Origin of the sequence: Allobacillus saliphilus (genome assembly GCF_018138385.1) — a bacterium.
GTDB classification, from domain to species: Bacteria; Bacillota; Bacilli; order Bacillales; family Alkalibacillaceae; genus Allobacillus; species Allobacillus saliphilus.
Genome location: NZ_JAGSIE010000006.1, coordinates 94,576 through 119,323 on the forward strand (window position 1 = coordinate 94,576; position 24,748 = coordinate 119,323).

The window sequence follows — 24,748 nt, forward strand, 5'->3', positions numbered from 1 at the left end:
TATTTCGAGGTGAAGAAAGTGGCAAAAAAGAAAAAGAGAAATAGAAGAAAAAATAATCGGAAGTCGAATCTGTATTTTGAACTGATTGGACTGGCGTTCATCCTATTTGCCATTTTTTCAAGTGGGATTCCAATGATTTCAAGCGGAGTGATTCCGCATGTTTTAGTAACGTTACTCCAATGGTTATTTGGCTTTTGGTATATAGTAATTAGCGGATTTATCTTCTTTATAGGAATCTATCTATTAATTAAACGAAAATGGCCGGATTTTAAATCAATTCGCTGGATGGGTTTTTATCTATTATTTGCTTCGTTATTGTTATTTACACACGTACAAACATTTGAAACGATTGTACAAGCAACGACCCAAAATATATTTGGGTTAACATGGGACTATTATGAAGCTTATCAAAACGGAGAAGTAGATTATTCAGCAATTGGTGCGGGTATGACAGGTGCGTTGTTATTCGTAGGCAGTTTTTATTTATTATCTGGTGTCGGTTCGAAAGTTGTTGCAACATTTGCGATTATTTTTGGAATCATTATGCTGACAGAGAAGTCAATTATTGATGTCATCAAAGGGTTTTTCGGAAAAGTACAAGCTCGATTTGCCAGTATCCGCGATAAACGAGCCGAGCGTAAGGAAGCCGCCGAGAAGGAAAAAGAAGAAAAACTAGAAATCGAAAATTCATATGAAATGACGGAATCTGAATCAACTCCAGTCATTGAAGACTTCCAGTCAGTAGAACCCGAAAATGTTGAACCTGAGTCTATGGAAATCGAGACGAATGAGTGGACGGAAAATGTAGAAGAGCTTCCTGAAGAGGGAGAGGAAGTGATGGCTTTAACAGAGGTAGAGAATGAGTCGTACCGTTTACCATCCCTTCAGCTACTTGCAAGTCCAGTCAATCATTCTCAGCAACAGGAGAAATCGCAAATTCAATCCACAGTAAGAAAGCTTGAACAAACGTTTCATAGCTTTGGTGTTAAAGCTAGAGTTTCAAAAGTGCATGTAGGGCCAGCAGTTACGAAATATGAAGTTAATCCTGATATCGGGGTGAAAGTAAGTAAAATTGTCAATTTACACGATGACTTGGCACTTGCCCTTGCTGCGCGCGATATACGTATTGAGGCACCGATACCAGGGAAGTCAGCGATTGGTATTGAAGTGCCGAACTCAGAGGTTGCTCAAGTATCGCTTCGTGAAGTAATGCAACCACAAATGAAACCTGAATCCAAGCTGCTCTTTGGCTTAGGTCGAGATATTGCTGGTGAATCCATTGCTTCTGAGTTGAATAAAATGCCTCACTTACTGATTGCCGGTGCAACAGGAAGCGGTAAAAGTGTTTGTGTCAATGGTATTATTACGAGCATTTTACTACGGGCAAAACCACATGAAGTGAAGATGATGATGATTGATCCAAAAAAAGTGGAGTTGAATGTGTATAATGGCATTCCACATCTATTGGCTCCTGTAGTAACGGATCCTAAAAAAGCATCTAAAGCATTGAAAAAAATCGTCTCTGAAATGGAAAGAAGATATGATTTGTTTTCGGAGACAGCAACGAGGAATATTGAAGGATACAATGAACATGTCGACCGAGTGAATGAAGAAGAAGGCGAAAACCATCCTCACCTTCCGTATATCGTTGTATTAATTGATGAGTTGGCGGATTTAATGATGGTTGCTTCGAATGAAGTAGAAGATGCGATCACACGATTAGCTCAAATGGCAAGGGCTGCAGGAATTCATCTAATTATCGCAACACAGCGCCCGTCAGTGGATGTCATTACAGGAGTAATCAAAGCAAATATTCCATCGCGAATTGCTTTTAGTGTCTCCTCAGCTACAGACTCTCGTACGATTTTAGATGGGAATGGTGCTGAGAAGTTGCTTGGTAAAGGGGATATGCTTTTCTTGCCTGTCGGTGCGTCCAAGCCTACAAGAATTCAAGGGGCATTCTTGTCCGATGAGGAAGTCGAACGTGTTGTTGACCATTGTATTGCACAACAGAAAGCACAATATCAGGAAGAGATGATTCCTGAGGAAACGTCAACAGATATGGAAGAAGTAGATGATGATCTGTACGACGATGCTGTCCAGTTAATCATTGAAATGCAAAGTGCCAGTGTTTCGATGCTTCAACGTAAATTCAGAGTAGGCTATACGAGAGCTGCGAGACTGATCGATGCCATGGAAGAAAGAGGAATTGTCGGTCCATATGAAGGAAGTAAACCAAGGAAAGTACTGGTCAGCCAACAGCCTGAAGAAACATCGATGCAATAAGACTTATAAAACTAGTCAAGAATGTCTTGACTAGTTTTTTCGTGGCTTAAAATATTTGTTAGGTTAAATACACAACATAGCTTAGGTTTCGATGACGGTCGTTGGTGGCAGACGTTCTTAAAGCTTCAGTGTTAAACAGGCTGTCTTCAGTGTTTAATCGAGAGGCTTCAGGGTTAATTTGCGGTGACTCAGGGTTTTTCAGTGAGGGTTCAGGGTTAATTTGAAGACCTTCAGTGTTTAATCGAGAGACTTCAGGGTTAATTCACGAATCTTCAGGGTTAATCCGCAAACCTTCAGTATACGTTCTTCATCATATCATCAGCTTCTTGTCTTACATAAAAAAACAGCATCAACCGAACTTAAAAGACTACTCGGTTGATGCTGTTTTGTATTCATTTACTAACTGATGCGAATCTTTTTTATTGTTTCATCCAATTTCACAGAATAGTCATTGACTCTCACGTTACGGGATACTTTATAGTTACTGATGAAAGGAGAAATTCAAAATGAAAGTGAAAGAAGTTGCTGATTTAGTGGGCATTAGTGTGCGCACCCTTCATCATTATGATGAAATTGGTTTGTTGATTCCTGAAGATACGACTGAAGCGGGTTATCGAGTGTATTCTGAGAAGAATCTTGAGGACCTACAGCAGATTTTATTTTTTAAAGAGCTCGGTTTCAACTTGAAAAAAATTAAAGAAATCATGGATAGTCCAATTTTTGATCGCCAAGAGGCATTACGTATGCAACATCAGATGCTTTTAGAAAAAAGAAAACGACTCAACAAGATGATAGCAACGATTGAAAAGACAATAAAACATTCGCAAGGAGAGATCTCAATGTCAAGTGAGGAAAAATTTGAAGGCTTTGACTTTAATCAAAACCCATACGAAAAAGAGGCAAGAGAAAAATGGGGTGACAAAGCAGTTGATCAAGCAAATGAAAAAACAAAAAATATGACTACGTTTGAACAAGAACGATTTAACGATATTTTTCGTCGTCTCGCCGACATTCGTCATTTATCACCCGAATCAGAAAAAGCACAAGCAATGATCCAAGAATGGTATCAATACTTGAATAAAATAGGGAACTATTCGCTTGAGGCATTCAAAGGCTTAGGAGAAATGTATGTGAATGATGAGCGCTTTACGAAAAACATCGATCAATTCGGTGAAGGTTTAGCCCAATTCATGTGTGCTGCGATGAGCGTTTATACAGACCGAAATAAAAAATAAAATAGTGTTGATTCTTAATTGCCAAGAAATAAAAGAACTTTCACTAAAACCGCACACGTACTACTATGGTTAAAGCGTTCCGACGTTAAACCATGGAGCCGTCGAAAAACCGGGTGAAGCCGCCGAAAACCCAAGTGAAGCCGCCGAAAAATCAAGCGAAGCCGCCGAAAACCCAAGCGAAGCCGCCGATAAAATGGTGGAGAAATCGATAAAGAATCAACAACGGACTTCAACAAAAAAATAATTGATTAAAAAAACATAACTAGCCTTACCATTAAATTGCTTTCGGCGAAATATACGTCACAAATCCTTTGCAAATCGCCCGTGTAGTATGAAACGATTGTTTCATGTAAACTATAGGGTATGAAGGATAAAGGAGGATGTATATGTCGCAAGTAACAGAACAAACCATTCAAAAAGACGATTATTCACTTCATTTAATTGATACGAAAAAATTTAAAACAAATACGATTGCATTGAAATTCACACGTCCACTGAAGCGTGAGAACATTACAGAGCGTGCACTGCTTCCGTTCGTGTTACAAAAAGGTTCAGAGAAGTATCCGACAGAACGAGCATTACGACAACAACTCGATGAGTTATACGGAGCGAAATTCAGTATTTATGGAGGCAAAAAAGGCGAGAATCATATTTTAACGTTTATATTGGATATACCGAATGAAAAATTCATTAAAGATGAAGAAACGCTTACAAAGGAAGGACTTCAATTTTTGAGTGAGGTACTTACGAAGCCTAAAGCTAAAAATCAGGCTTTTGATGAGACACTAGTTGAGAAAGAGAAGGACACCTTAAAGAGTAAAATTCAATCAATTATTGATGAAAAAATGCAATACGCCAATATGCGTTTGATTGATGAAATGTGTGAAGATGAAGCATTCGGAATCCACGCGCATGGCTATTTGGATGACCTACCACAATTAGATGGCAAAAGCTTATACGAGGCATACCAACAGATGATCACTGAAGATCGTTTGGATGTTTATGTAGTCGGTGATTTTGACAACGACCAAATGGAAAAAGATATTGAAGAAAACCTTACGTTTTCAAGAAATCCACAAACATCCATTTATCGTTCAGAATCAATCTTGCCGAAAAAAGTAGAAACCATTACTGAAAAGCAAAAGATCCAACAAGCAAAACTTCATATGGGCTTCCGCACAGGTGTGCAATTTTCTGACGACAATTTCCCTGCTCTTCAAGTATTTAATGGGATATTCGGTGGTTATCCTCACTCTAAGTTATTTTTAAATGTTCGAGAAAAACATTCATTGGCTTATTATGCTGCATCTCGGTTTGAAAGCAATAAAGGGCTGTTGTTTGTTTTCAGTGGTATTGCACCTGATAAGTATGACCAAGCGAGAGAGATTATTGAAGCACAACACCAGGCAATTAATGATGGTGAAATAACAGACAAAGAGATTGATCAAACGAAAAAAGCAATCACGAATCAGCTGAAAGAAACATTGGATCGTTCAACTGGAATCATCGAATTGTTTCATCAACAAGTGATTGGTGGAAAATCTGAAGATCCTCAAGCAATCGCTAAAGCCATTCAATCGGTAACAAAAGAAGACGTTATTGCTGTTTCAAAACAAATCCAACTAGACACGGTTTACTTTTTGACTGCTGAGAATGGAGGGGAAGAAGCATGAAAGAATTAAATATACCTCGTATCAATGAAACGATTTATCAAGAGACATTGCCGAATGGCTTAACGGTTTTTTATTATCCAAAAGAAGACTTTGAAAAAACATTCGCTATTTTCTCAACCAATTATGGTTCAATCGATCAAAAATTTACACCGTTAAACAGTGATGAATTTACTCAAGTACCTGATGGGATTGCCCATTTCTTGGAGCATAAAATGTTTGAAAAAGAAGACGGTGATGTATTCCAACATTTCTCAGAGCGTGGAGCTTCAGCTAACGCATTTACTTCGTTTACTCAAACAGCCTATTTATTTTCCAGTACGGAAGATGAAGAGCGAAATGTTGAGACATTGCTCGATTTTGTCCAAGATCCCTATTTCACTGAACAGACGGTGGAGAAAGAAAAGGGAATTATTGAACAAGAAATCCGGATGTATGATGACCAATCAGATTGGCGCCTGTTTTTTGGAACACTTCAATCTATGTTTGAAAACCATCCGGTGCGAATTGATATCGCAGGCACGGTAGATTCTATATATACCATTACACATGAAGATTTATATTTATGCTATGAGACATTTTATCACCCGTCGAATATGTCCTTGTTTGTTATCGGGAACTTTTCTTTACAAGAGATGGCTGAGTTAGTCAGAAACAATCAAGCTAAGAAAGAATTTGCACCTATTGATGATATCAAACGAGATTATGGTGAAGAAAAGGATCCGGTATTTAAGAAAAAAGAAGTCATCCACATGCCTGTGCAAACGCCTAAATGCATGGTTGGAATTAAAGATAAGAAAGAACACTTACAAACGAGTGAGTTACTGAAAAATGAATTGGTTCGTGAACTCGTGATGGATTTATACTTCTCTAAAAGTGGAAAGTATTTCGAAGAGCTTTATAACGAAGGACTCGTTATTGAAACGTTGCGACTTGAATCATATATGGAAAAATCATTCGGGGTAACGATGATCGGTGGAAGAACACTTAAACCAGAAGAATTTAGTGACCGTGTCATTGATATGTTGTTGAACTTGAAAAATTCAACCATCTCAGAAGAAGAGTTTGCTCGAATGAAGAAAAGAAAATATGGTGAATTGATTCGTGACTTTAATGAGTTAGAAGGGACAGCTAACCAAATCATTCACTATCATGACCTTTCTGTCGATTACCGGAATATTTTCGAGACATTGGAGAACTTGACGAGAGATGATATGAAACAGGTCATTGATGGTTGGATTGATCAAGATCAAATAACTGTTTGCATGGTCTTGCCAGAAGAGGAATAATGATGAAAGAAACAGTTCTTGTTATCGGGGCGAGCGGTGATTTGGCTCAAGAAGCCATTCAAAGCTTGGCAAGCCCTTCAAGACAATTTATATTGCATTACTTTGAAAATAAAGAAGCAATTGAGAAGACGATGTCTTTACTGGATGAAGATCAAGTCATTATGAGTGTTCGGGCGAATCTTTCCGAGCAAACAGAAATTCAGCAATTAATCGAATCGATCCCTTTTCAAGTTCACAGTATACTATTTGCGCAAGGACGCAGCTATCATGAACTTTTAACTGAATCATCGAGTGAAAAGATGGATGAGCAATATACCATTCATCTTAAATCAATGATGTTGATTGCTAAAGCTTTTTTACCACAAATGATTGCTCGAAAAGAGGGTAATATCGTAGTGATCTCCTCAATTTGGGGCGAATTAGGCGCTAGTAATGAATCGGTTTATGCTGCGATGAAAGGAGCCCAACTTGCATGGATGAAGTCCATCGCAAAAGAAGTCGGCCCTTCCGGAGTGCGCGTAAATGCAGTAACACCAGGGTTAATCGATACGAAAATGAACAAAGTCATTTCAGAACAAGACCAAGAAGTTTGGACAAATCAAGTACCGTTAAGACGTGCCGGTCAACCAGGTGATGTTGCAAACCTTATCCGCTTTCTCTTTTCGAATGAAAGCGATTATATCCACGGGCAAGTCCTTCGATTAAGTGGGGGCTTATAAAAAATCATGTATAAGGTTTCATCTTCCGTAGAAAATATAAAAGAAGAACATTAAAGGAGGATGAACCATGTCCATATTGGATAATTTCGATCAGTGGAAAGATTTTTTAGGTGATCGTTTAAACCAAGCACAAGATAAAGGTATGCAACAAGACACGATCAATAACCTAGCTTATGAAATCGGTGAACATTTAGCGTCTAAAGTCGATGCGAAAAATGATGAGGAAGCAATTCTTCGTGACCTTTGGAACGTAGCTTCCGAAGAAGAAAGACGTACGATGGCTAGCATGATGGTTAAACTAGTTCAAAATCAATAAATAACGAACCTGCCCGGAAAGTGATTTGAATCATTTTTCGGGTTTTTTGTGTCAAATACGCTGTGAAAATAACGTAATCTAGGACGAAAGAAGTGGAATTCAAAGTTTTTAACGAAAATAAAGAGGGAATATTATTAATACACTTTATCTAGTTGCTAAAATAATTTATGATAGTAGATAGTGTACTTCTTGAATACCTTGAAAAAAGGGTGTATGGAAATGACGGACGATCGAAAAGATTGGTATTTTGAATATGAGATTTTGCATAATCGACCTGGTTTACTTGGAGATATTGCTTCGTTGATGGGAATGCTTTCCATTAATATTATTATGATTAATGGTGTAGAAGATGCTCGACGTGGTATGCTCTTATTAAGTAGGGATGATCGACAAATTAAGCGTTTACGTATCATTCTCGATATTATGGAAACGATTGAAATACGTAAGCTTAGACGACCTAAACTTCGAGATAAATTAGCCGTCATGCATGGCAGATACATAAAGAGTGATTCGGATGATAAAAAGACGTTTCGCTTTGTTCGGGATGAATTAGGTGTGCTTGTCGACTTCATGGCTGAACTGTTTAATAAAGGTGGTCATGTGCTTATTGGAATTCGTGGTATGCCACGTGTCGGTAAAACGGAATCCATTGTCGCAGCAAGTGTTTCTGCCAATAAGAGGTGGTTGTTTCTTTCAAGTACGTTGTTAAAACAAACTGTACGCACTAAATTGATGAAGGATGAATACTCCACGGATAATGTTTTTATCATCGACGGAGTAGTTTCAGCGAAGCAATTTGGTGAAGATCATTGGCGGGTATTACGCGAGGTCATGCAAATACCTGCAGTGAAAGTTGTCGAACACCCAGACATTTTTGTACAGCAATCGGATTACACATTGGATGACTTTGATTACTTTATTGAACTGCGAAGTGATTCTGATCAAGAAATCACTTATAAAAGTCTTGAACCAGATCAAAGCGATGAATTTTCAATGTTTGACTTTTAAAGTGGACGGTGGATAGTTATGGAGATAGGAAAAAGGTTACGAGAAGAGCGATTAAACCAAGGGTTATCGCTTGAAGAAGTAAAAAGTGAAACGAAAATCCAAACCCGTTATTTAACTGCAGTTGAAGAAAATGATTGGAGTAAAATGCCGGGAAACTTTTATGTGCGTGCTTTTATACGGGAATACGCTGAAGTTTTAGGAATGGATTCAGCTATGTTGTTAGAGGAACATAAAAACGAATTACCTCAGACGAGTGATGTGTCGTATGATTATGTATCTACACCTTCCAGAAAAGAATCTAGAAGCGGCAATATTGCCTTTTTTTCTTTTCTACCAAAGTTATTAGTATTTGTCTTGGTGATTGGCATTATCTTTGGCATATGGTATTCGTATGTTAACTTCGTTCATCCGGCTTTAACTGAAGATGACGAAACATCAGGAAATGAAGAAGGATCAGAAATAATAGCCCCTGATACAGAAGAAGAATCAAATGAGGAATCTTCTGAAGAGGGTACAACAGACGGTGATGAGGAATCTGAACAATCAGGAGACAACAATGAGGAGCAAAATGAAGAAACAAAACAGCCTAGTCTATCTGTCGAAGAAGTAGATGAAGATGCAGCGACACCATTGACGACGGTTCGTTTGACGAATGCGGAAAGTTTGGAACTCGAATTTAAGATTGATGGCGAAACATACTTATGGGTTCGCGGGATAGAAGATGGACAAGTGGTGGAAAGTTTCGGTGATGAACGAGTTTACACATCCGATGACTCCCCACTGACAATAGAAGCGTCTGGTTCAAATCTTGTTGAGTTGAATATTGGAAATGCCTCTGTCGTTAATTTGAAAATAAACGGAGAAGAGTTAGAATATCCAATTGATGCAAATGAAGAAGTCCATCAAAAAATCCACATCCTTTGGGAACCATCAGAATCGTAAATTGACTATGAATTACGTTTGATCCTTTGCCCAAAGCAAAGGATTCCTTTTTTATGATTTAAAAATCAATGACAGAACAAATTTGGAGGAAAATCAAATGAACATACCAAATAAAATTACGCTTTCACGTATCTTAATGATTCCATTATTCATTATTTTACTTGTTGTACCATTTAATTGGACTACATATTCAATAGGTGAAATGTCCATTCCGTTAGAACATATATTGGCTGGGATTTTGTTTATTATCGCCTCTGTTACCGATTGGGTCGATGGATATTATGCACGTAAATATAATCTAGTCACAAATTTAGGTAAATTTTTGGATCCGTTAGCTGATAAACTGCTTGTATCTGCAGCATTAATTTGTTTAGTCGAATTAGGAATGGCTGAAGCGTGGCTCGTTATCTTAATTATTAGCCGCGAATTTGCAGTAACCGGTCTCCGTTTAGTAGCCGCTGGTGAAGGAATTGTCCTTGCGGCAAGTAATATGGGAAAAATAAAAACCGTATTGCAAATTAGTGCAACAGCCTTTTTATTACTTCATCATTTTCCTTTCTCTTATTTAGGTTTTCCAATTGGAACAATCCTCTTATACCTGGCCGCTTTTGTCACAGTACTTTCTGGAGTTGAATATTTCATGAAAAACTGGCACGTGATGAGGGATTCTAAATGAGAACCGAAAAAACATGTGAAATTATATCCGTAGGCACCGAGTTATTACTTGGTCAAATTGATGATACAAATGCAACTTGGTTATCAGAAAAGATGGCGACACTCGGCTTAAACGTTTACCATCGTCAAACAATCGGTGATAATCGGAAGCGTTTATATGAAGCCTTTAAACTTGCCCAAAGTCGATCAGATCTTGTAATCGTCACAGGAGGACTTGGACCGACAGATGATGATTTAACTCGTGATGCAGCCTGTGATTTATTTGGTTGTAAGTTGGAGACCGACTTGGCTACGATGAAAAAAATCGAAGCCTACTATGAAAAACGCGGAATGAACATGACTGAAAACAATCGAAAACAAGCCCTTTCTTTTACAGGAGCTACCGTTTTCGAAAATGAAGTAGGTATGGCGCCAGGTTTATGCTACCAATTTGATGAAACCGTTTGGTATTTTCTACCCGGAGTTCCTACAGAAATGAAGTGGCTTGTCGATCACGGTTTAATTCCTGATTTGTATGGTCGCGATTTTTTACAATATCAACTATATAGTCGCGAGTTGCATTTCCAGGGGATCGGTGAGTCGGCGATTGAACATGAATTAATCGATCTTATTCGCAAGCAATCGAACCCTACCATTGCACCACTTGCTGGAGATGGCCATGTCACGATTCGGTTAACGGCAAAGAGTGTGTCAAAAAAAGAAGCTGATCAATTATTGGATCGCATACAGGAACAAATCTTATCTCGTGTTTCAACTTACTATGTCGGGGACCGGCCGAACACGTTGGAAAAACAAATAATTGAGAACCTACGTGACAACAATCTGACATTCTCAACTTGTGAAAGTATTACAGGTGGGCTTTTTGCATCACAAATCGTTTCTGAACCAGGAGCGTCAGATGTTTTTCATGGTTCAATCGTTTCTTATACAAATGCAATCAAAGAAAATATTGTCGGTGTTCCAAGAGAAATTTTAGATCGTAATGGAGCTGTCAGTGAAGAATGTGCTCGTTCGATGGCAGAGAAGACGAGAGTTTTAATGAATACAGATTTGGCCATTAGTTTTACAGGTGTTGCTGGGGATCAATCGATCGACGGTCACTCGAGCGGGACCGTGTTCATAGCCATTGCTAGCAAAGAAAGCTCAACTATTTGTGAAAAATTAAGCCTCATCGGGAAACGAAATGAGATACGAAATCAAGCGACTAAGCGGGGTTTGAAATTATTTCTAAACTATATAAAAAACAATTATCCTGTCTAGAAAACGGTATTTTCTCTTGTAGATAATAATACTTTCTCTAGGAGAAAACGATAGAACAGATATTCGCTTTTTTGTTGGCAAAATGCTAAAATCATAGTATGATAGAGTTAGTTAAATGAAGGGGGAAAATTAATGAGTGAGCGTAAACAAGCATTAGATATGGCTTTAAAGCAAATAGAGAAGCAATTTGGTAAAGGCTCCATCATGAAATTAGGTGAAAACGAAGGACAGAGAGTTTCAACGGTATCTTCTGGGTCTCTAAGCTTAGATATTGCACTCGGTGTAGGTGGCTATCCACGTGGAAGAATTGTTGAGATCTACGGTCCAGAATCTTCTGGTAAAACAACTGTCGCTTTGCATGCGATTGCAGAAGCACAAAAGCAGGGAGGACAAGCAGCTTTTATTGATGCGGAGCACGCGCTTGATCCTGTTTATGCAAAGAACCTAGGTGTGGATATTGATGAACTATTATTATCACAGCCAGATACGGGTGAACAAGCACTTGAGATTGCTGAGGCATTAGTCCGCAGTGGAGCAATCGATATTGTTGTCATTGACTCCGTTGCTGCTTTGGTGCCGAAAGCTGAAATTGAGGGAGAGATGGGCGATGCGCACGTAGGACTGCAAGCTCGTTTAATGTCTCAGGCATTAAGAAAGCTTTCTGGTGCAATCAATAAGTCGAAAACGACAGCAATCTTTATTAACCAAATTCGTGAAAAAGTAGGCGTCATGTTCGGAAACCCAGAAACAACGCCAGGTGGTCGGGCATTGAAGTTCTATTCTTCTGTTCGATTGGAAGTTCGCCGCGCAGAAACATTAAAACAAGGTAATGAAATGGTCGGTAACAAGACTCGTCTTAAAGTCGTTAAAAACAAGGTAGCCCCACCATTCCGTCAAGCTGAAGTTGACATTATGTATGGAAAAGGAATTTCTAAAGAAGGGGAAGTCCTTGATTTAGGAGCAGATCAGGACATCGTCGAGAAAAGTGGTTCATGGTATTCCTATCAAGGAGAAAAACTTGGGCAAGGTAGAGAAAATGCGAAACAATTCTTCTTGGATAATCCAGATATTTATGAACGTGTGTACGAAGAGTTAAGAGATGCTTATAATATATCTGGCAAAGATCCAGAGGAACAAGCTGAGGATCAAGAAGAACTAGATTTAAACTAATTATATTAAGCTCATTGTAAGTACAAGCGAAAAGAAGCTGTTCTTTGAATAAAAAGTAGTTCAGTTTTAGTGTGCAAACCTTTGTTTTGCCCTTCAATTGGACTGCTTTTTTGTCGTTTATTAATAAACTGAGTCAATTTAAATGTGTTTCTTAGGGATTATATTAGCATGTCGAATTCGATTTGAAATGTCTAATTTTATTGTGTGGAAAAAATCACAAAATCTTTTGTCGAAATTGTTGTACGATTTCGGAGGTTTCCTTGACATGATTTATGGACAGGCTTAAAATGAAAGTGTATAATTTTCATTTTTTAAGTCAAAAAATGATGACAAGATTGTACATTACCGACTGAAACAAAACAATTGGATCAATTGAAAAAAATGAATAGCAAGAGGAGGTGAACGTATGGATAGTTTACCGATCATTATCATCTCCATTTTGCTTGCTTTAGTTGTCGGTACTGTTGTTGGGTATCTTATTCGTAAAAAGATTGCAGAAGCGAAAATTTCTAGTGCTGAAGAGCTTGCAAAGCAAATCGTTGAAGAAGGTGAGCGAAACGCAGAATCAGCGAAACGTGAAGCGCTGTTAGAAGCGAAAGACGAAAATCATCGATTGCGTCAAGAGCAAGAACAAGAGTTACGCGAAAGACGTTCAGAAATCCAGAAACAAGAGAATCGTCTAATGCTCAAGGAAGAAACCCTTGACCGTAAGAGTGAAACTTTGGATAAACGTGAGCTGATGTTAGAAGAAAAAGAAGAATCCTTGACAGAAAAACAACAACAACTTAATAAAGCGGAAAGCAAAGTGGAAGAAATGGTTGCTGAACAGCAAAAAGAATTGGAACGCATTTCTGGCTTTACGGAAGAAGAAGCACGTCAAATCATTCTTGATCGAGTAGAAAAAGAAATGGCGCATGAAACGGCGTTATTGATTAAACGTGAAGAAACGAAAGCCAAGGAGCAAGCTGATAAGAAGGCAAAAGAGCTGCTCTCCTTAGCGATCCAGCGCTGTGCAGCAGAGCATGTATCGGAGACGACTGTGTCTGTCGTCAACTTGCCTAACGATGAGATGAAAGGACGAATCATCGGAAGGGAAGGACGAAATATCCGTACTTTGGAAACATTGACTGGTATTGACCTAATTATCGATGATACACCGGAAGCGGTTATATTATCAGGTTTCGATCCAGTACGTAGAGAAATTGCGCGCATAGCGCTTGAGAATCTCGTACAGGATGGAAGAATCCACCCAGCTCGAATTGAAGAGATGGTGGAGAAATCCCGTCGCGAAGTTGATGAATATATCCGTGAGGTGGGTGAAGAAGCTACGTTCGAAATTGGCGCTCATGGAATACATCCTGATCTAATTAAAATTATTGGCCGATTAAATTATCGTACAAGCTATGGTCAAAACGTATTGAAGCACTCATTGGAAGTCGCCTATTTATCCGGTCTTCTAGCCGCAGAGCTTGGAGAAGACGAGCAACTCGCAAGACGAGCAGGCTTATTGCATGATATCGGAAAAGCCGTCGACCATGAAGTAGAAGGTAGCCACGTGGAAATCGGTAAGGAAATCGCTCAGAAATACAAAGAACACCCAGTTGTCATTAATGCGATTGCATCACACCATGGTGATGAAGAACCGACAAGTATTATTTCTGTCTTAGTGGCTGCTGCTGATGCTTTATCAGCTGCCCGCCCTGGAGCAAGAAGTGAGTCGTTAGAAAACTACATTAAACGACTTGAAAAACTAGAATCGATTGCAGATTCTTATGAAGGTGTCGAAAAATCATTTGCCATCCAGGCTGGACGTGAAGTTAGAATCATGGTCCGCCCAGATGATATCGATGATGCAACAGCTATTCAACTAGCAAGGGAGATTCGTAAACAGATCGAAGAAGGTCTGGAGTATCCAGGTCACATCAAAGTAACAGTCATCCGTGAAACACGCGTTGTTGAATACGCAAAATAAACGAAATGCCAAAAGACTGACTCGTTCAGTGCTTTTGGCATTTTTTAACCTAAATAAGATTTTGTACGAACGGGAACATGCTATACATACACTAGACTGATTAATGTTTTGACTCACTAATTGAACTATGCAACGATAAATATATTGAACGGAAGAAAGGAAAATTAGATCAAATGAATATTTTATTTATCGGAGACGTTGTCGGTAAGCCAGGACGAACAGCGTTAAAAGAACATTTACCTAATTTAAAGAAGGAACACAAGGCAGATCTAACGATCGTGAATGGAGAAAATGCCGCTCACGGTAAGGGTCTTACGAAACCCATTTATCACAGCTTCCTTGAATGGGGAGCGGATATGATTACGATGGGGAATCACACATTTGATAAAAAAGAGATTTTTGATTTCATTGATGATGCCGATCGATTAGTCCGACCAGCAAACTACCCAACAGGGACGCCTGGAATTGGGATGCGATTTATGAATGTCAATAGCAAGGTTGTTGCGATCATTAATATACAAGGTCGTACATTTTTACCTCCATTGGATGATCCGTTCCAAGTGATTGATTCGTTAATTGAAAAGGCTAAAAAGCGCACTTCAATTATTTTTGTCGATTTTCATGCAGAAGCGACAAGTGAAAAGCAAGCTTTTGGCTGGTATCTTGATGGGCGTGTAAGCTGCGTAGTCGGTACACATACCCACGTTCAAACGTCAGATGAACGTATATTACCTAAAGGAACAGCTTTCATTACGGATGTAGGGATGACCGGTCCATACGACAGTGTGATTGGAACGGAAATTGAATCGGTGATCCGTCGGTTTAAAACATCGCTACCTGTCCGTTTTGAAGTTCCGGAAACGAATCGAACCGTCCTGAGCGGGATCATCGTTTCAGTGGATGAATCCACGGGTATAGCTAAACGTATAAAGCGAATACTGATTAATGATGACCATATAAGATTTAGTTGAATATTTGAATTTTTCGGACAAGTAATTCATAATTAATGTAATAGGTTCTAGTCATGATGAATAGATTAGTGATGAAATCATTTTAGCTGATGAAGGAGGAACTAGTAATGGAAATACTCAAAGTTTCAGCAAAATCGAATCCAAACTCTGTAGCAGGTGCTTTAGCAAACGTGCTACGCGAACGTGGCACAGCGGAAATTCAAGCAATTGGAGCCGGAGCATTGAATCAAGCTGTGAAAGCAGTAGCCATTGCAAGAGGGTTTGTTGCTCCTAGTGGTGTTGACCTAATTTGTATACCGGCCTTTACAGACATCATGATCGACCAAGAAGAGAGAACTGCAATCAAGCTAATTGTAGAACCTAGATAGTTATGTGTTACATTTAAATTATTTCGAATCATTGACTGACATTGAAACTATTTTCAATGTCAGTTTTATTTATGTCAAATGTGTCGATTTTCTCACATTTCCTTTGTAACCGTAATGATTGTATTGTTAAAATAAGATAAAGTCGATATACTGTTAACATGTACGAATGCCCATATAAGTTTGTTGAGATAGATTTTTTATTGAAAGGAGATTCATTATGAATGAAAAGCAGCGGAAAGAGCTGAATCAAGTGAATCCAGTCGATCCTGCTGAAAAGAGTGAGCAGGATAATTTGTCGCGTATTAAAGAAAAAACTTCAGATGATTTTATGAAATATTTTGAAGCGACTTATGAACCGCCAAATATGAAAAAAGCCAAGAAACGGCTTAAAAAAGAAGTCCAATACCATGATGATTTTGAAATCCCAGAAGAGTTAGCAACGATTGGGGAAGGTCGTAAATTCTTAATCCGTACATATGGCTGTCAAATGAATGAGCATGACACCGAAGTCATGTCAGGCATTTTGACGGAAATGGGCTTTGAAGCAACGACAGAAACAAAAGAAGCAGACATTATATTGTTGAATACTTGCGCCATCCGCGAGAATGCTGAAAATAAGGTGTTCGGTGAAATCGGTCACCTGAAGCCATTGAAAATGGAAAACCCAGACTTAATCATCGGTGTATGTGGTTGTATGTCACAAGAAGAGTCTGTTGTTAACAAGATTCTGAAGAAATATCAATACGTTGATTTAATTTTCGGGACGCATAATATTCATCGTCTTCCACAACTCGTACAAAACGCTTACTTAAGTAAGGAAATGGTTGTTGAAGTGTGGTCTAAAGAAGGCGACATTATTGAGAATATGCCAAAACGTCGTCACGGAAAAATTAAAGCTTGGGTAAACATCATGTATGGATGCGATAAGTTTTGTACGTACTGTATCGTGCCGTATACGCGTGGTAAAGAACGGAGCCGACGTCCTGAAGATATTATTCAAGAAATTCGCCATCTAGCTGCACAAGGCTACAAAGAAGTTACATTGCTAGGTCAAAACGTTAATGCTTATGGTAAAGACCTGGATATTGATTACGGACTGGGCGACCTTATGGATGAAATTCGTAAAATTGATATACCACGTGTGAAGTTCACAACTTCTCACCCGCGTGATTTTGATGATCGCTTAATCGAAGTGTTAGCTAAGGGTGGCAATTTAATGCCATATATCCATCTACCAGTTCAGTCAGGTAGCTCAGATATATTACGAGTTATGGCACGTCGTTACACGCGAGAAAGCTATTTGGAATTGGTTCGAAAAATTAAAGAAGCCATCCCGAATGCGGCATTGACAACAGATATTATTGTTGGATTTCCTAATGAAACAAATGAACAGTTTGAAGAAACGATTTCTCTGTACCATGAAGTTGGATTTGAGGGTGCTTACACGTTTATCTACTCACCACGTGAAGGAACACCTTCTGCTAGAATTGATGATAAAATTTCCATGGACGAGAAAAAAGAACGTCTTCAGCGTTTGAATGCTGTAGTGAATGAATACTCCCGAAAAGCGATGGAAAAGTATGATGGGAAAACAGTTAAAGTACTCGTTGAAGGCACTAGTAAAAAGAACGCTGATGTTTTAGCAGGTTATACAGAAAGAGGGAAACTCGTTAATTTCGAGGGACCAAAATCAGCTATTGGAGAAATTGTTGAAGTTGAAATAACAAATACAAAAACTTGGTCACTCAATGGTAAAATCGTAGAGAAAGCAGCGAGTGAACAGGTAGAGGTGATTTAAATGGCAGAATATACAAGAAAACAAGTAATTGAAGAAGCACAAGAATTAGCGAAAAAGCTTTCAAAAATCGAAGAGATCGATCGATTCAGACAATTGGAAGTTAAAATAAACGAAAACAAAAAAGTTCAAGCTCACATTGCGAAAATCAAAGCGTTACAGAAACAAGCAGTGAATCTGCAACACTATGATAAACATGGAGCGCTTGAGCAAGTGGAAGCAGAACTTGATCGCTACCAACAAGAGTTGGATGAAATTCCAATCGTTCAAGAATTTAAAGACTCTCAAGTTGTCGTTAACGATATTTTGCAACGTGTCACAAAGACAATTGCAGATGAAGTGACGAATGAAATTGTTGGCGAATCTGATGATGATTCGATGACGTGTGGAACTAGATAAGAACTGAATTAGAGTTTATGCAAGGATCCAACTACTTAACGTGGTTGGATCCTTTCGTCTTTATAAACATATTGATTAAGCGAATAAAATTCCTCTCCTTTAAATCACCTTTTCCTAGGCATTGTCATAATTATAAAAGAACAATAGCCTAAATCATAGCAAGAATCACAACAAACACCCAGGTAGCATACGATAAAGTGGCTTGATTAAAGAAGGAGGAATGTAGATGAGTGATCGTGAATATCGTGAAATTATCACGAAGGCTGTTTGCGGCAAAGGAAAAAAATTCAGTGAAACCTCTCACATGTGTTCACCCAATTATAGACCGAATAGCATTCTTGGTTGCTGGATCATCAACCATCAATACGAAGCACGTAAACGGGGACATATAGTAGAAGTGAGTGGTTCATATGATATTAACGTATGGTACTCTTACAGCAATAATACGAAAACGGGTGTCATTACCGAGCGGAAACAATACGTTGATAAAGTACCAATTGCAATGAAAGATCGAAATACAATCAGTGATGAATTCGACGTGATTGCCAGAGCAACGAAGCAACCAAATACGTTAGAATGTGAGATTTCTGAAAAAGGAAATCAAATCAAAGTAGATTTGGAAAGAGAGTTTGTCGTTGATCTCATCGGAGAAACGAAGGTGTGGGCAAAGATCGAACCTAACGGCTTTGATGAAAATGATGTAGACTTTGATGACTTAGAATCTGAGTTAGCGGATATTGAAGTGAACGATTAATGGCCGATTCTATCACAAGCAGGCTGATCATATTGGTCAGTCTGTTATTTTTTCTCTTTGTATCATTGCTGAAGAGTCGAATTCCTCTATGCTATAATAAGAGACAGTTAAGCAATTGGGGGACGTAAAGAATGACAACATATACGCCGATGATGCAACAGTATTTAAACATTAAATCCGAATATAAAGATGAGTTTTTATTTTTTAGACTAGGGGATTTTTACGAATTATTTTTTGATGATGCTTTAAAAGCAGCGAAGGAACTGGAAATTACACTGACTCAGCGCGTTGGAGGGAAAGAAGATAAGATTCCGATGTGCGGGGTACCCTATCATTCTGCTGAAAATTACATAAAAACATTAGTCGACCGAGGTTATAAAGTAGCTATTTGTGAACAAGTGGAAGATCCAAAAATGGCGAAGGGTGTAGTGAAACGGGAAGTCATTCAAGTCATCACACCTGGTACCATTATGGAGGGGAATATGCTAAAGGAAAATGAGAATAACTACCTCGCTTCGCTCTATCTTATCGAGGATGACTTCATTGTTTCCTATGTTGATCTTTCTACGGGTGAATCCTTTGTCAGCAAAGTAAATGGCAAGATTAAGGATGTTATTGGAGAACTTTATAATCGGCCAGTGAAAGAAGTCGTTTTACCGACTGATTTTCCAGAGGACTTAACAGAGACATTAACGCATTACTTAGATTTGACGTTATCGTCCGAGCATGAGAACCATATACCGGAAGAATTTCAGAAGCTAGTGACAGGACTTGATGATACTCGTTTCGTTCGTGGGTTCGGGTATTTGTTTCAGTATATTTATCGTTCACAAAAACGGTTTCTAGCTCATTTGCAAGCTGTTCAATTCATAGAGCTAGACGATTATATGAAGCTTGATTTGTATTCAAAGCGAAACTTAGAACTGATTGAATCATTGCGAGATCAAAGCAAGAAGGGAACATTGCTATCTGTTTTGGATAAAACGATAACGGCGATGGGATCTAGATTGTTAAAAAAGTGGATTGATCGCCCACTGCTTTCAAAAGATCAAATCGCTGAGCGTCATCAACAAGTCCATACGATGATGGAGCACTTTATGGAACGCGACGAGCTTCGTGAATCGTTAAAAAATGTTTATGATCTCGAGCGCTTGGCCGGAAGAATTTCATACGGTAATGTAAACGCGCGTGATTTGTTACAGCTGAAACGTTCACTCGGTGCATTACCGCAGATCAAACAATTGTTGAATTTGTTTGATCATCCTTCCGTTTCGTCTTTATTGTCTGAAGTAGAGTCTTACCAAGAAATTTTCGAGATTTTAGACGCTGCACTAGCAGAAAATCCACCTGTTCTAATTACAGAAGGAAACCTTATTAAAGATGGTTACCATAAGCAATTGGATGAATATCGTGAAGTGAACCGAAACGGCAAAAATTGGATTGCAGAACTCGAAGCGAAAGAAAGAGAAGAAACAGGGATCAGATCATTAAAAGTAGGATTCAATAAAGTATTCGGTTACTATATCGAGGTGACAAGAGCAAACTTGCCACATCTGGCTGAGAACCGTTATGAACGAAAGCAAACACTGGCGAATGCAGAACGCTTCGTCACACCTGAGTTGAAAGAAAAAGAACGAATGATTTTGGAAGCAGAAGAAAAAAGCACAACGTTGGAATATGAGCTTTTTCTCGAACTTCGTGATCAAATTAAATCTTATATACCTGCACTGCAAACGCTGGCTGAACAAATTAGTAAAATTGATTGTTTATTAAGTTTTGCGATTGTCAGTGAAGAAAACAATTATACAAAACCAATGTTAAATGATGAGCAACAACTTCGTATTCGTGAAGGACGTCACCCAGTCGTCGAGCAAGTAATGAAAGAGATGTTTGTTCCAAATGATATTCAAATGGATGAAACGACAGACATTCTTCTAATTACAGGTCCGAATATGGCGGGTAAAAGTACGTATATGCGTCAAATTGCCTTAATGATCATCATGAATCAGATCGGTTGTTTTGTGCCTGCGAGCGAAGCAGAAATGCCTGTATTCGATCAAATCTTTACACGGATCGGTGCCGCTGATGATCTCGTTTCCGGACAAAGTACGTTTATGGTTGAGATGATGGAAGCAGAACATGCCGTTCGCCATGCAACGGAAAGAAGTTTTATTCTACTGGATGAGATCGGGCGTGGGACAAGTACGTATGATGGAATGGCGCTCGCCCAATCGATTGTTGAATATATTCATCAACAAGTGGGTGCTAAAACATTATTTTCTACGCACTATCATGAGCTGACAAGTTTGGACAAAAGTTTATCAAGATTAAGGAACGTTCACGTTGAAGTTGATGAAGAAGACGGGGAAGTTGTCTTCCTCCACCATATTAAAGAAGGTAAAGCAGATAAAAGTTACGGCATCCACGTTGCCAAGTTGGCCGACTTGCCAGAAGACATCATTCAACGCGCTTATCAATTACTCGATTCATTTGAAGCGACAAGTGTCTTGAGAGAAGAAGAACCACAAGAACAGCTGACACTTTTCGAAGAAGATCAGGGGACACCGACGTTGACAGCGAACATTGAAGTCATCGAGCGCTTAAAGAAAGCCAATTTAATGAAAATGACTCCGATGGATGCCATGAATTTGCTTTATCAATTAAAAGAAAACCTAGAGTAGAAAGGAGGAGACGATGAATAAAATTGTACAGCTACCGGACGAGTTATCGAACAAGATTGCTGCAGGGGAAGTTGTTGAAAGGCCTTCTTCCGTAGTCAAAGAACTAATTGAGAATTCAATTGATGCCGGTAGTAGTTGGATCAAAATTGAACTGGATGAAGCGGGTTTACGATTAATCCGGGTGACGGATGATGGAGAAGGTATGACGGAAGAAGATACCGAAAAGGCTTTTTATCGTCACGCAACGAGTAAGATCAAAAATGAACAACAATTATTTCGCGTAAAAACATTAGGATTCCGTGGTGAAGCATTGGCCAGTATTGCTTCAGTCAGCCATTTGACAATCCGCACTTCGACGGGTGAACAAAGTGGTACGGAAATGAAGATTCATGGTGGAGAAATCATCGAGAAACAAAAACATACGAAGCGGCGTGGGACGGAGATTACAGTTGAAAATCTATTCTACAACACGCCCGCCCGTTTAAAGTATCTGAAAACAGTCCATACTGAAATCGGACATATCATGGACTTAGTGAATCGAATGGCTCTTGCACATGATGAGATTCGCTTTGAATGTCATCATAATGGCAAACGTATCTTTTTTTCACCAGGAAATAAAAAATTACTTCAAGTCATTCAACAAATTTACGGAAAAAATGTAGCACAACAAATGCTTTCGTTGGAAGAGGAGTCGCTTGATTATACCATTAGAGGTTATGTAGCGAAACCGGAAGTAACCCGCTCCAATCGTAGTTACATGACATTAATTGTGAATGGTCGTTATATCAAGAATTATACGATCAATAAGGCCATCTTAGAGGGTTATCACACGTTGCTTCCGATTGGACGGTTTCCTGTCGTCGTTTTAAAAATCGATATGGACCCTTATTTAATCGATGTCAACGTTCATCCAGCGAAAACAGAAGTTCGCTTTAGTAAAGAAAAAGAGCTTTTTGATGTTGTGAAGCAAGCGGTTTATAATTTAATGCACGCCCAGCGATTAATTCCGGATGTATCGAAGAAAGAAAAGGAGAAATCTGAACAAACTGCTCTAGACTTTTCTTATGTAAAACGAAATGAACCTGTTTTGGATCAACGAAATAACTATACGCCAAGTGAAACGAATAATAGTGATGTAAATAATGCCAGTCAGCTGTTTGAACAAAGCAGTAATGAAGTACCTGTTCAACAAGTAGAAGAGCCATCGTTTACAGACGTGGAAATGCCAACGACTGAAGAAAGACAGATTCACGAAACAAAGGAACAGGTTTCCACTCGATTACCACGCTTGTATCCAATTGGTCAGCTAAGAGGAACGTATATATTGGCACAAAATGAGAAAGGCCTTTATATGGTCGACCAACATGCTGCTCAGGAGCGGATTAAGTATGAATTTTACAAAGAGAAGCTAGGGAATCCTGAACAAGAGACACAGCAGCTTGCTGTTCCTTTACATTTCGAATTTACGAACCAAGAAGCCATTACGATTGAACAGCATCAAGAGCAACTTCAAGCCATCGGGTTATTTTTAGAACCTTTTGGGAATCAGTCCTTTTTGGTTCGTTCCTATCCAAGTTGGTTCCCGGCAGGTGAAGAAGAAGGAATTCTTCGTGACATGGTTGATGAACTCATCAACGAGAAAACAATTGATTTAGTGAAAATAAGAGAAGAAGCGGCGATCCTCATGTCGTGTAAACGATCAATTAAAGCGAATCATTACTTAAGTCACCAAGAGATGGAATACTTACTTGAAGAGTTGGGTGGATGTAATGACCCGTTCACTTGCCCACATGGCCGTCCGGTCATCGTTCATTTCAGTGATTACGAAATTCAGCGCATGTTCAAGCGCATTATGTAAGAATGACTGGAGAGAAACTGAATGAAACAAAAAATCATTAGTGTAGTTGGTCCAACCGCCGTTGGTAAAACAAGATTAGGGATTGAAATTAGTAAGCAAATCGGCGGAGAAGTCATTAATGGTGATTCCATTCAAATATATAAAGAATTTGACATCGGTTCTGCTAAAGCAACCCTAGAAGAGCGAGAAGGTATTCCTCATCACCTGATCGATTTACTGGAACCGGACGCCGAATACTCGGCTTCCGACTTTAAACAAGATGTAAAGCAAAAGGTACAAGAGATTCATGGCAAGCAAAAAACACCGGTGCTCGTCGGTGGAACAGGTTTTTATGTACAAGCCGCGTTGTATGACTTTAATTTTTCCAGTGTGAAGCGTGACCATCAATACAGTGACAGGTTGCTTGAACAAATTGAACAAGATGGAATTGAGCCTTTTTACAAACGATTGCAAGAAGTCGATCCAGAGCAAGCAAGGAAAATACATCCACACAATATACGAAGAGTCATCAGAGCATTGGAAGTTTATGAAACGACAGGAAAGCCGCTATCCGTCTATGAACAAGAACAATTAGACACCTCGTACTATGATTCATATATCATTGGACTCACGATGGAACGTTCGCTTTTATATGAACGCATTAATCAACGTGTTCTTGATATGGTTGATCAAGGTTTGTTTGAAGAGATTGAGCAATTATATGATCGATATGGTGGCGACATTCAACCGATGAAAGGAATCGGATATAAAGAAGTCATACCTTATTTACGGGGTGAGTATGGTAAAACAGAAGCAATTGAACTTATTCAGCGAAATACAAGGCGTTTCGCGAAGCGGCAATTAACCTATTTCCGAAATAAGTTACCTGCGATTCATTGGTATGAGATTACTCCACAGAATGCAGAAGAAAACTTTAAAACAATTTTGGCTGATTTAGAAGGATTTCTTCAAAATGGAGAGAATAGTTAAAAGTAGTAGATAGAAAGAGGAGGAATTTTACAATGGCAAATACAACAAACTTACAAGATACGTATTTGAACAAATTAAGAAAGGAAAAAGTCTTTCTAACCGTAATCTTAATGAACGGTTTTCAATTAAGAGGTGTCGTTAAATCATTCGATAACTTTACTGTTTTAATTGAAACGGACGGTAAGCAACAGTTAATATTTAAACATGCAATTTCTACTTTTTCCCCATCAAAAAATATTGAATTGGACTCATAATATCTTGTTGTTGCTGAACGTGAAAGCCTGCCAAATTGTTGGTGGGCTTTTTGTTTTGCCGGTTATACTATTCACTAAGTAACTAATTACTTACTCTCGATACTTCAACTGATCAGCAATTAACTGTTCAGGTTTCGGTCATCCTTCATAGCAAAAG

The 24,748-nt window shown here is 38.8% G+C and carries 21 protein-coding genes; all 21 read left to right on the plus strand.

Going from position 1 to position 24,748, the window contains the following annotated elements:
* The first annotated feature begins 18 nt into the window (after nucleotides 1-18).
* The 21 genes from KC820_RS02155 (at nucleotide 19) to hfq (ending at nucleotide 24,591) form a co-directional block, all read left to right on the plus strand.
* Nucleotides 19-2,286, plus strand: a complete 2,268-nt coding sequence (locus KC820_RS02155; RefSeq protein ID WP_212367546.1) for a DNA translocase FtsK — start codon at nucleotides 19-21, stop codon at nucleotides 2,284-2,286.
* Between the two features lie 506 nt (nucleotides 2,287-2,792).
* Entirely contained in the window at nucleotides 2,793-3,521 is a 729-nt protein-coding gene (locus tag KC820_RS02160) for a MerR family transcriptional regulator (RefSeq protein ID WP_212367548.1), read from the plus strand.
* 386 nt (nucleotides 3,522-3,907) lie between these two features.
* Nucleotides 3,908-5,194: an EF-P 5-aminopentanol modification-associated protein YfmF gene (gene yfmF / locus KC820_RS02165; protein WP_212367550.1), complete on the plus strand. Its 1,287-nt coding sequence runs from the start codon at nucleotides 3,908-3,910 to the stop codon at nucleotides 5,192-5,194.
* Complete coding sequence (gene yfmH / locus KC820_RS02170; protein WP_212367552.1) at nucleotides 5,191-6,480, plus strand: EF-P 5-aminopentanol modification-associated protein YfmH; 1,290 nt, start codon at nucleotides 5,191-5,193, stop codon at nucleotides 6,478-6,480. The genes yfmF and yfmH overlap by 4 nt, the downstream gene beginning before the upstream one ends.
* Nucleotides 6,481-6,482: 2 nt before the next feature.
* A complete protein-coding gene (ymfI, locus tag KC820_RS02175) occupies nucleotides 6,483-7,199 on the plus strand; it encodes an elongation factor P 5-aminopentanone reductase (RefSeq protein WP_212367553.1) in 717 nt (238 codons plus the stop codon).
* 67 nt (nucleotides 7,200-7,266) lie between these two features.
* Nucleotides 7,267-7,515, plus strand: coding sequence for a DUF3243 domain-containing protein (locus KC820_RS02180; RefSeq protein WP_144087803.1), 249 nt, complete (start codon nucleotides 7,267-7,269; stop codon nucleotides 7,513-7,515).
* 219 nt (nucleotides 7,516-7,734) lie between these two features.
* On the plus strand, nucleotides 7,735-8,523 hold the full coding sequence (locus KC820_RS02185) for a YmfK family protein (protein WP_212367554.1): 789 nt from the start codon (nucleotides 7,735-7,737) through the stop codon (nucleotides 8,521-8,523).
* 18 nt (nucleotides 8,524-8,541) lie between these two features.
* Entirely contained in the window at nucleotides 8,542-9,465 is a 924-nt protein-coding gene (locus KC820_RS02190) for a helix-turn-helix domain-containing protein (protein ID WP_212367555.1), read from the plus strand.
* A 97-nt stretch (nucleotides 9,466-9,562) separates the two neighbouring features.
* Nucleotides 9,563-10,141 carry a CDP-diacylglycerol--glycerol-3-phosphate 3-phosphatidyltransferase gene (gene pgsA, locus KC820_RS02195; protein WP_144087806.1) on the plus strand — a complete coding sequence of 193 codons (579 nt, stop codon included), beginning with the start codon at nucleotides 9,563-9,565 and terminating at the stop codon, nucleotides 10,139-10,141.
* Nucleotides 10,138-11,400, plus strand: coding sequence for a competence/damage-inducible protein A (locus tag KC820_RS02200; RefSeq protein WP_212367556.1), 1,263 nt, complete (start codon nucleotides 10,138-10,140; stop codon nucleotides 11,398-11,400). Before pgsA ends, KC820_RS02200 begins: the two co-directional genes overlap by 4 nt.
* Nucleotides 11,401-11,532: 132 nt before the next feature.
* Complete coding sequence (recA, locus tag KC820_RS02205) at nucleotides 11,533-12,570, plus strand: recombinase RecA (protein ID WP_212367558.1); 1,038 nt, start codon at nucleotides 11,533-11,535, stop codon at nucleotides 12,568-12,570.
* Nucleotides 12,571-12,976: 406 nt separating this feature from the next.
* Nucleotides 12,977-14,542: a ribonuclease Y gene (rny, locus tag KC820_RS02210; RefSeq protein WP_212367560.1), complete on the plus strand. Its 1,566-nt coding sequence runs from the start codon at nucleotides 12,977-12,979 to the stop codon at nucleotides 14,540-14,542.
* Nucleotides 14,543-14,715: 173 nt separating this feature from the next.
* Complete coding sequence (locus KC820_RS02215; RefSeq protein WP_212367563.1) at nucleotides 14,716-15,513, plus strand: TIGR00282 family metallophosphoesterase; 798 nt, start codon at nucleotides 14,716-14,718, stop codon at nucleotides 15,511-15,513.
* A gap of 107 nt (nucleotides 15,514-15,620) precedes the next feature.
* A complete protein-coding gene (gene spoVS, locus KC820_RS02220; protein ID WP_101330434.1) occupies nucleotides 15,621-15,881 on the plus strand; it encodes a stage V sporulation protein SpoVS in 261 nt (86 codons plus the stop codon).
* Between the two features lie 214 nt (nucleotides 15,882-16,095).
* A complete protein-coding gene (gene miaB / locus KC820_RS02225; protein WP_377862718.1) occupies nucleotides 16,096-17,679 on the plus strand; it encodes a tRNA (N6-isopentenyl adenosine(37)-C2)-methylthiotransferase MiaB in 1,584 nt (527 codons plus the stop codon).
* Nucleotides 17,680-18,075, plus strand: coding sequence for a YlbF/YmcA family competence regulator (locus tag KC820_RS02230; RefSeq protein WP_212367569.1), 396 nt, complete (start codon nucleotides 17,680-17,682; stop codon nucleotides 18,073-18,075).
* A gap of 226 nt (nucleotides 18,076-18,301) precedes the next feature.
* Entirely contained in the window at nucleotides 18,302-18,829 is a 528-nt protein-coding gene (gene cotE, locus KC820_RS02235; protein ID WP_212367572.1) for an outer spore coat protein CotE, read from the plus strand.
* A gap of 131 nt (nucleotides 18,830-18,960) precedes the next feature.
* On the plus strand, nucleotides 18,961-21,510 hold the full coding sequence (gene mutS, locus KC820_RS02240; protein WP_212367575.1) for a DNA mismatch repair protein MutS: 2,550 nt from the start codon (nucleotides 18,961-18,963) through the stop codon (nucleotides 21,508-21,510).
* A 13-nt stretch (nucleotides 21,511-21,523) separates the two neighbouring features.
* Complete coding sequence (mutL, locus tag KC820_RS02245; RefSeq protein WP_212367578.1) at nucleotides 21,524-23,368, plus strand: DNA mismatch repair endonuclease MutL; 1,845 nt, start codon at nucleotides 21,524-21,526, stop codon at nucleotides 23,366-23,368.
* 21 nt (nucleotides 23,369-23,389) lie between these two features.
* The gene (gene miaA, locus KC820_RS02250; protein WP_212367581.1) at nucleotides 23,390-24,337 is read left to right on the plus strand and encodes a tRNA (adenosine(37)-N6)-dimethylallyltransferase MiaA; all 948 of its coding nucleotides are present in this window, start codon (nucleotides 23,390-23,392) and stop codon (nucleotides 24,335-24,337) included.
* A 32-nt stretch (nucleotides 24,338-24,369) separates the two neighbouring features.
* Nucleotides 24,370-24,591: an RNA chaperone Hfq gene (gene hfq / locus KC820_RS02255; RefSeq protein ID WP_212367584.1), complete on the plus strand. Its 222-nt coding sequence runs from the start codon at nucleotides 24,370-24,372 to the stop codon at nucleotides 24,589-24,591.
* The last annotated feature ends 157 nt before the right edge of the window (nucleotides 24,592-24,748 follow it).

Bases quoted from the DNA above. Each gene is read 5' to 3' on its own strand.
- KC820_RS02230 (WP_212367569.1), top strand. From the start codon at position 17,680: ATGGCAGAATATACAAGAAAACAAGTAATTGAAGAAGCACAAGAATTA.
- hfq (WP_212367584.1), top strand. From the start codon at position 24,370: ATGGCAAATACAACAAACTTACAAGATACGTATTTGAACAAATTAAGA.
- KC820_RS02190 (WP_212367555.1), top strand. From the start codon at position 8,542: ATGGAGATAGGAAAAAGGTTACGAGAAGAGCGATTAAACCAAGGGTTA.
- KC820_RS02160 (WP_212367548.1), top strand. From the start codon at position 2,793: ATGAAAGTGAAAGAAGTTGCTGATTTAGTGGGCATTAGTGTGCGCACC.
- mutS (WP_212367575.1), top strand. From the start codon at position 18,961: ATGACAACATATACGCCGATGATGCAACAGTATTTAAACATTAAATCC.
- mutL (WP_212367578.1), top strand. From the start codon at position 21,524: ATGAATAAAATTGTACAGCTACCGGACGAGTTATCGAACAAGATTGCT.
- yfmH (WP_212367552.1), top strand. From the start codon at position 5,191: ATGAAAGAATTAAATATACCTCGTATCAATGAAACGATTTATCAAGAG.
- ymfI (WP_212367553.1), top strand. From the start codon at position 6,483: ATGAAAGAAACAGTTCTTGTTATCGGGGCGAGCGGTGATTTGGCTCAA.
- rny (WP_212367560.1), top strand. From the start codon at position 12,977: ATGGATAGTTTACCGATCATTATCATCTCCATTTTGCTTGCTTTAGTT.
- KC820_RS02180 (WP_144087803.1), top strand. From the start codon at position 7,267: ATGTCCATATTGGATAATTTCGATCAGTGGAAAGATTTTTTAGGTGAT.
- yfmF (WP_212367550.1), top strand. From the start codon at position 3,908: ATGTCGCAAGTAACAGAACAAACCATTCAAAAAGACGATTATTCACTT.
- KC820_RS02185 (WP_212367554.1), top strand. From the start codon at position 7,735: ATGACGGACGATCGAAAAGATTGGTATTTTGAATATGAGATTTTGCAT.
- spoVS (WP_101330434.1), top strand. From the start codon at position 15,621: ATGGAAATACTCAAAGTTTCAGCAAAATCGAATCCAAACTCTGTAGCA.
- miaA (WP_212367581.1), top strand. From the start codon at position 23,390: ATGAAACAAAAAATCATTAGTGTAGTTGGTCCAACCGCCGTTGGTAAA.
- KC820_RS02215 (WP_212367563.1), top strand. From the start codon at position 14,716: ATGAATATTTTATTTATCGGAGACGTTGTCGGTAAGCCAGGACGAACA.
- recA (WP_212367558.1), top strand. From the start codon at position 11,533: ATGAGTGAGCGTAAACAAGCATTAGATATGGCTTTAAAGCAAATAGAG.
- KC820_RS02200 (WP_212367556.1), top strand. From the start codon at position 10,138: ATGAGAACCGAAAAAACATGTGAAATTATATCCGTAGGCACCGAGTTA.
- cotE (WP_212367572.1), top strand. From the start codon at position 18,302: ATGAGTGATCGTGAATATCGTGAAATTATCACGAAGGCTGTTTGCGGC.
- pgsA (WP_144087806.1), top strand. From the start codon at position 9,563: ATGAACATACCAAATAAAATTACGCTTTCACGTATCTTAATGATTCCA.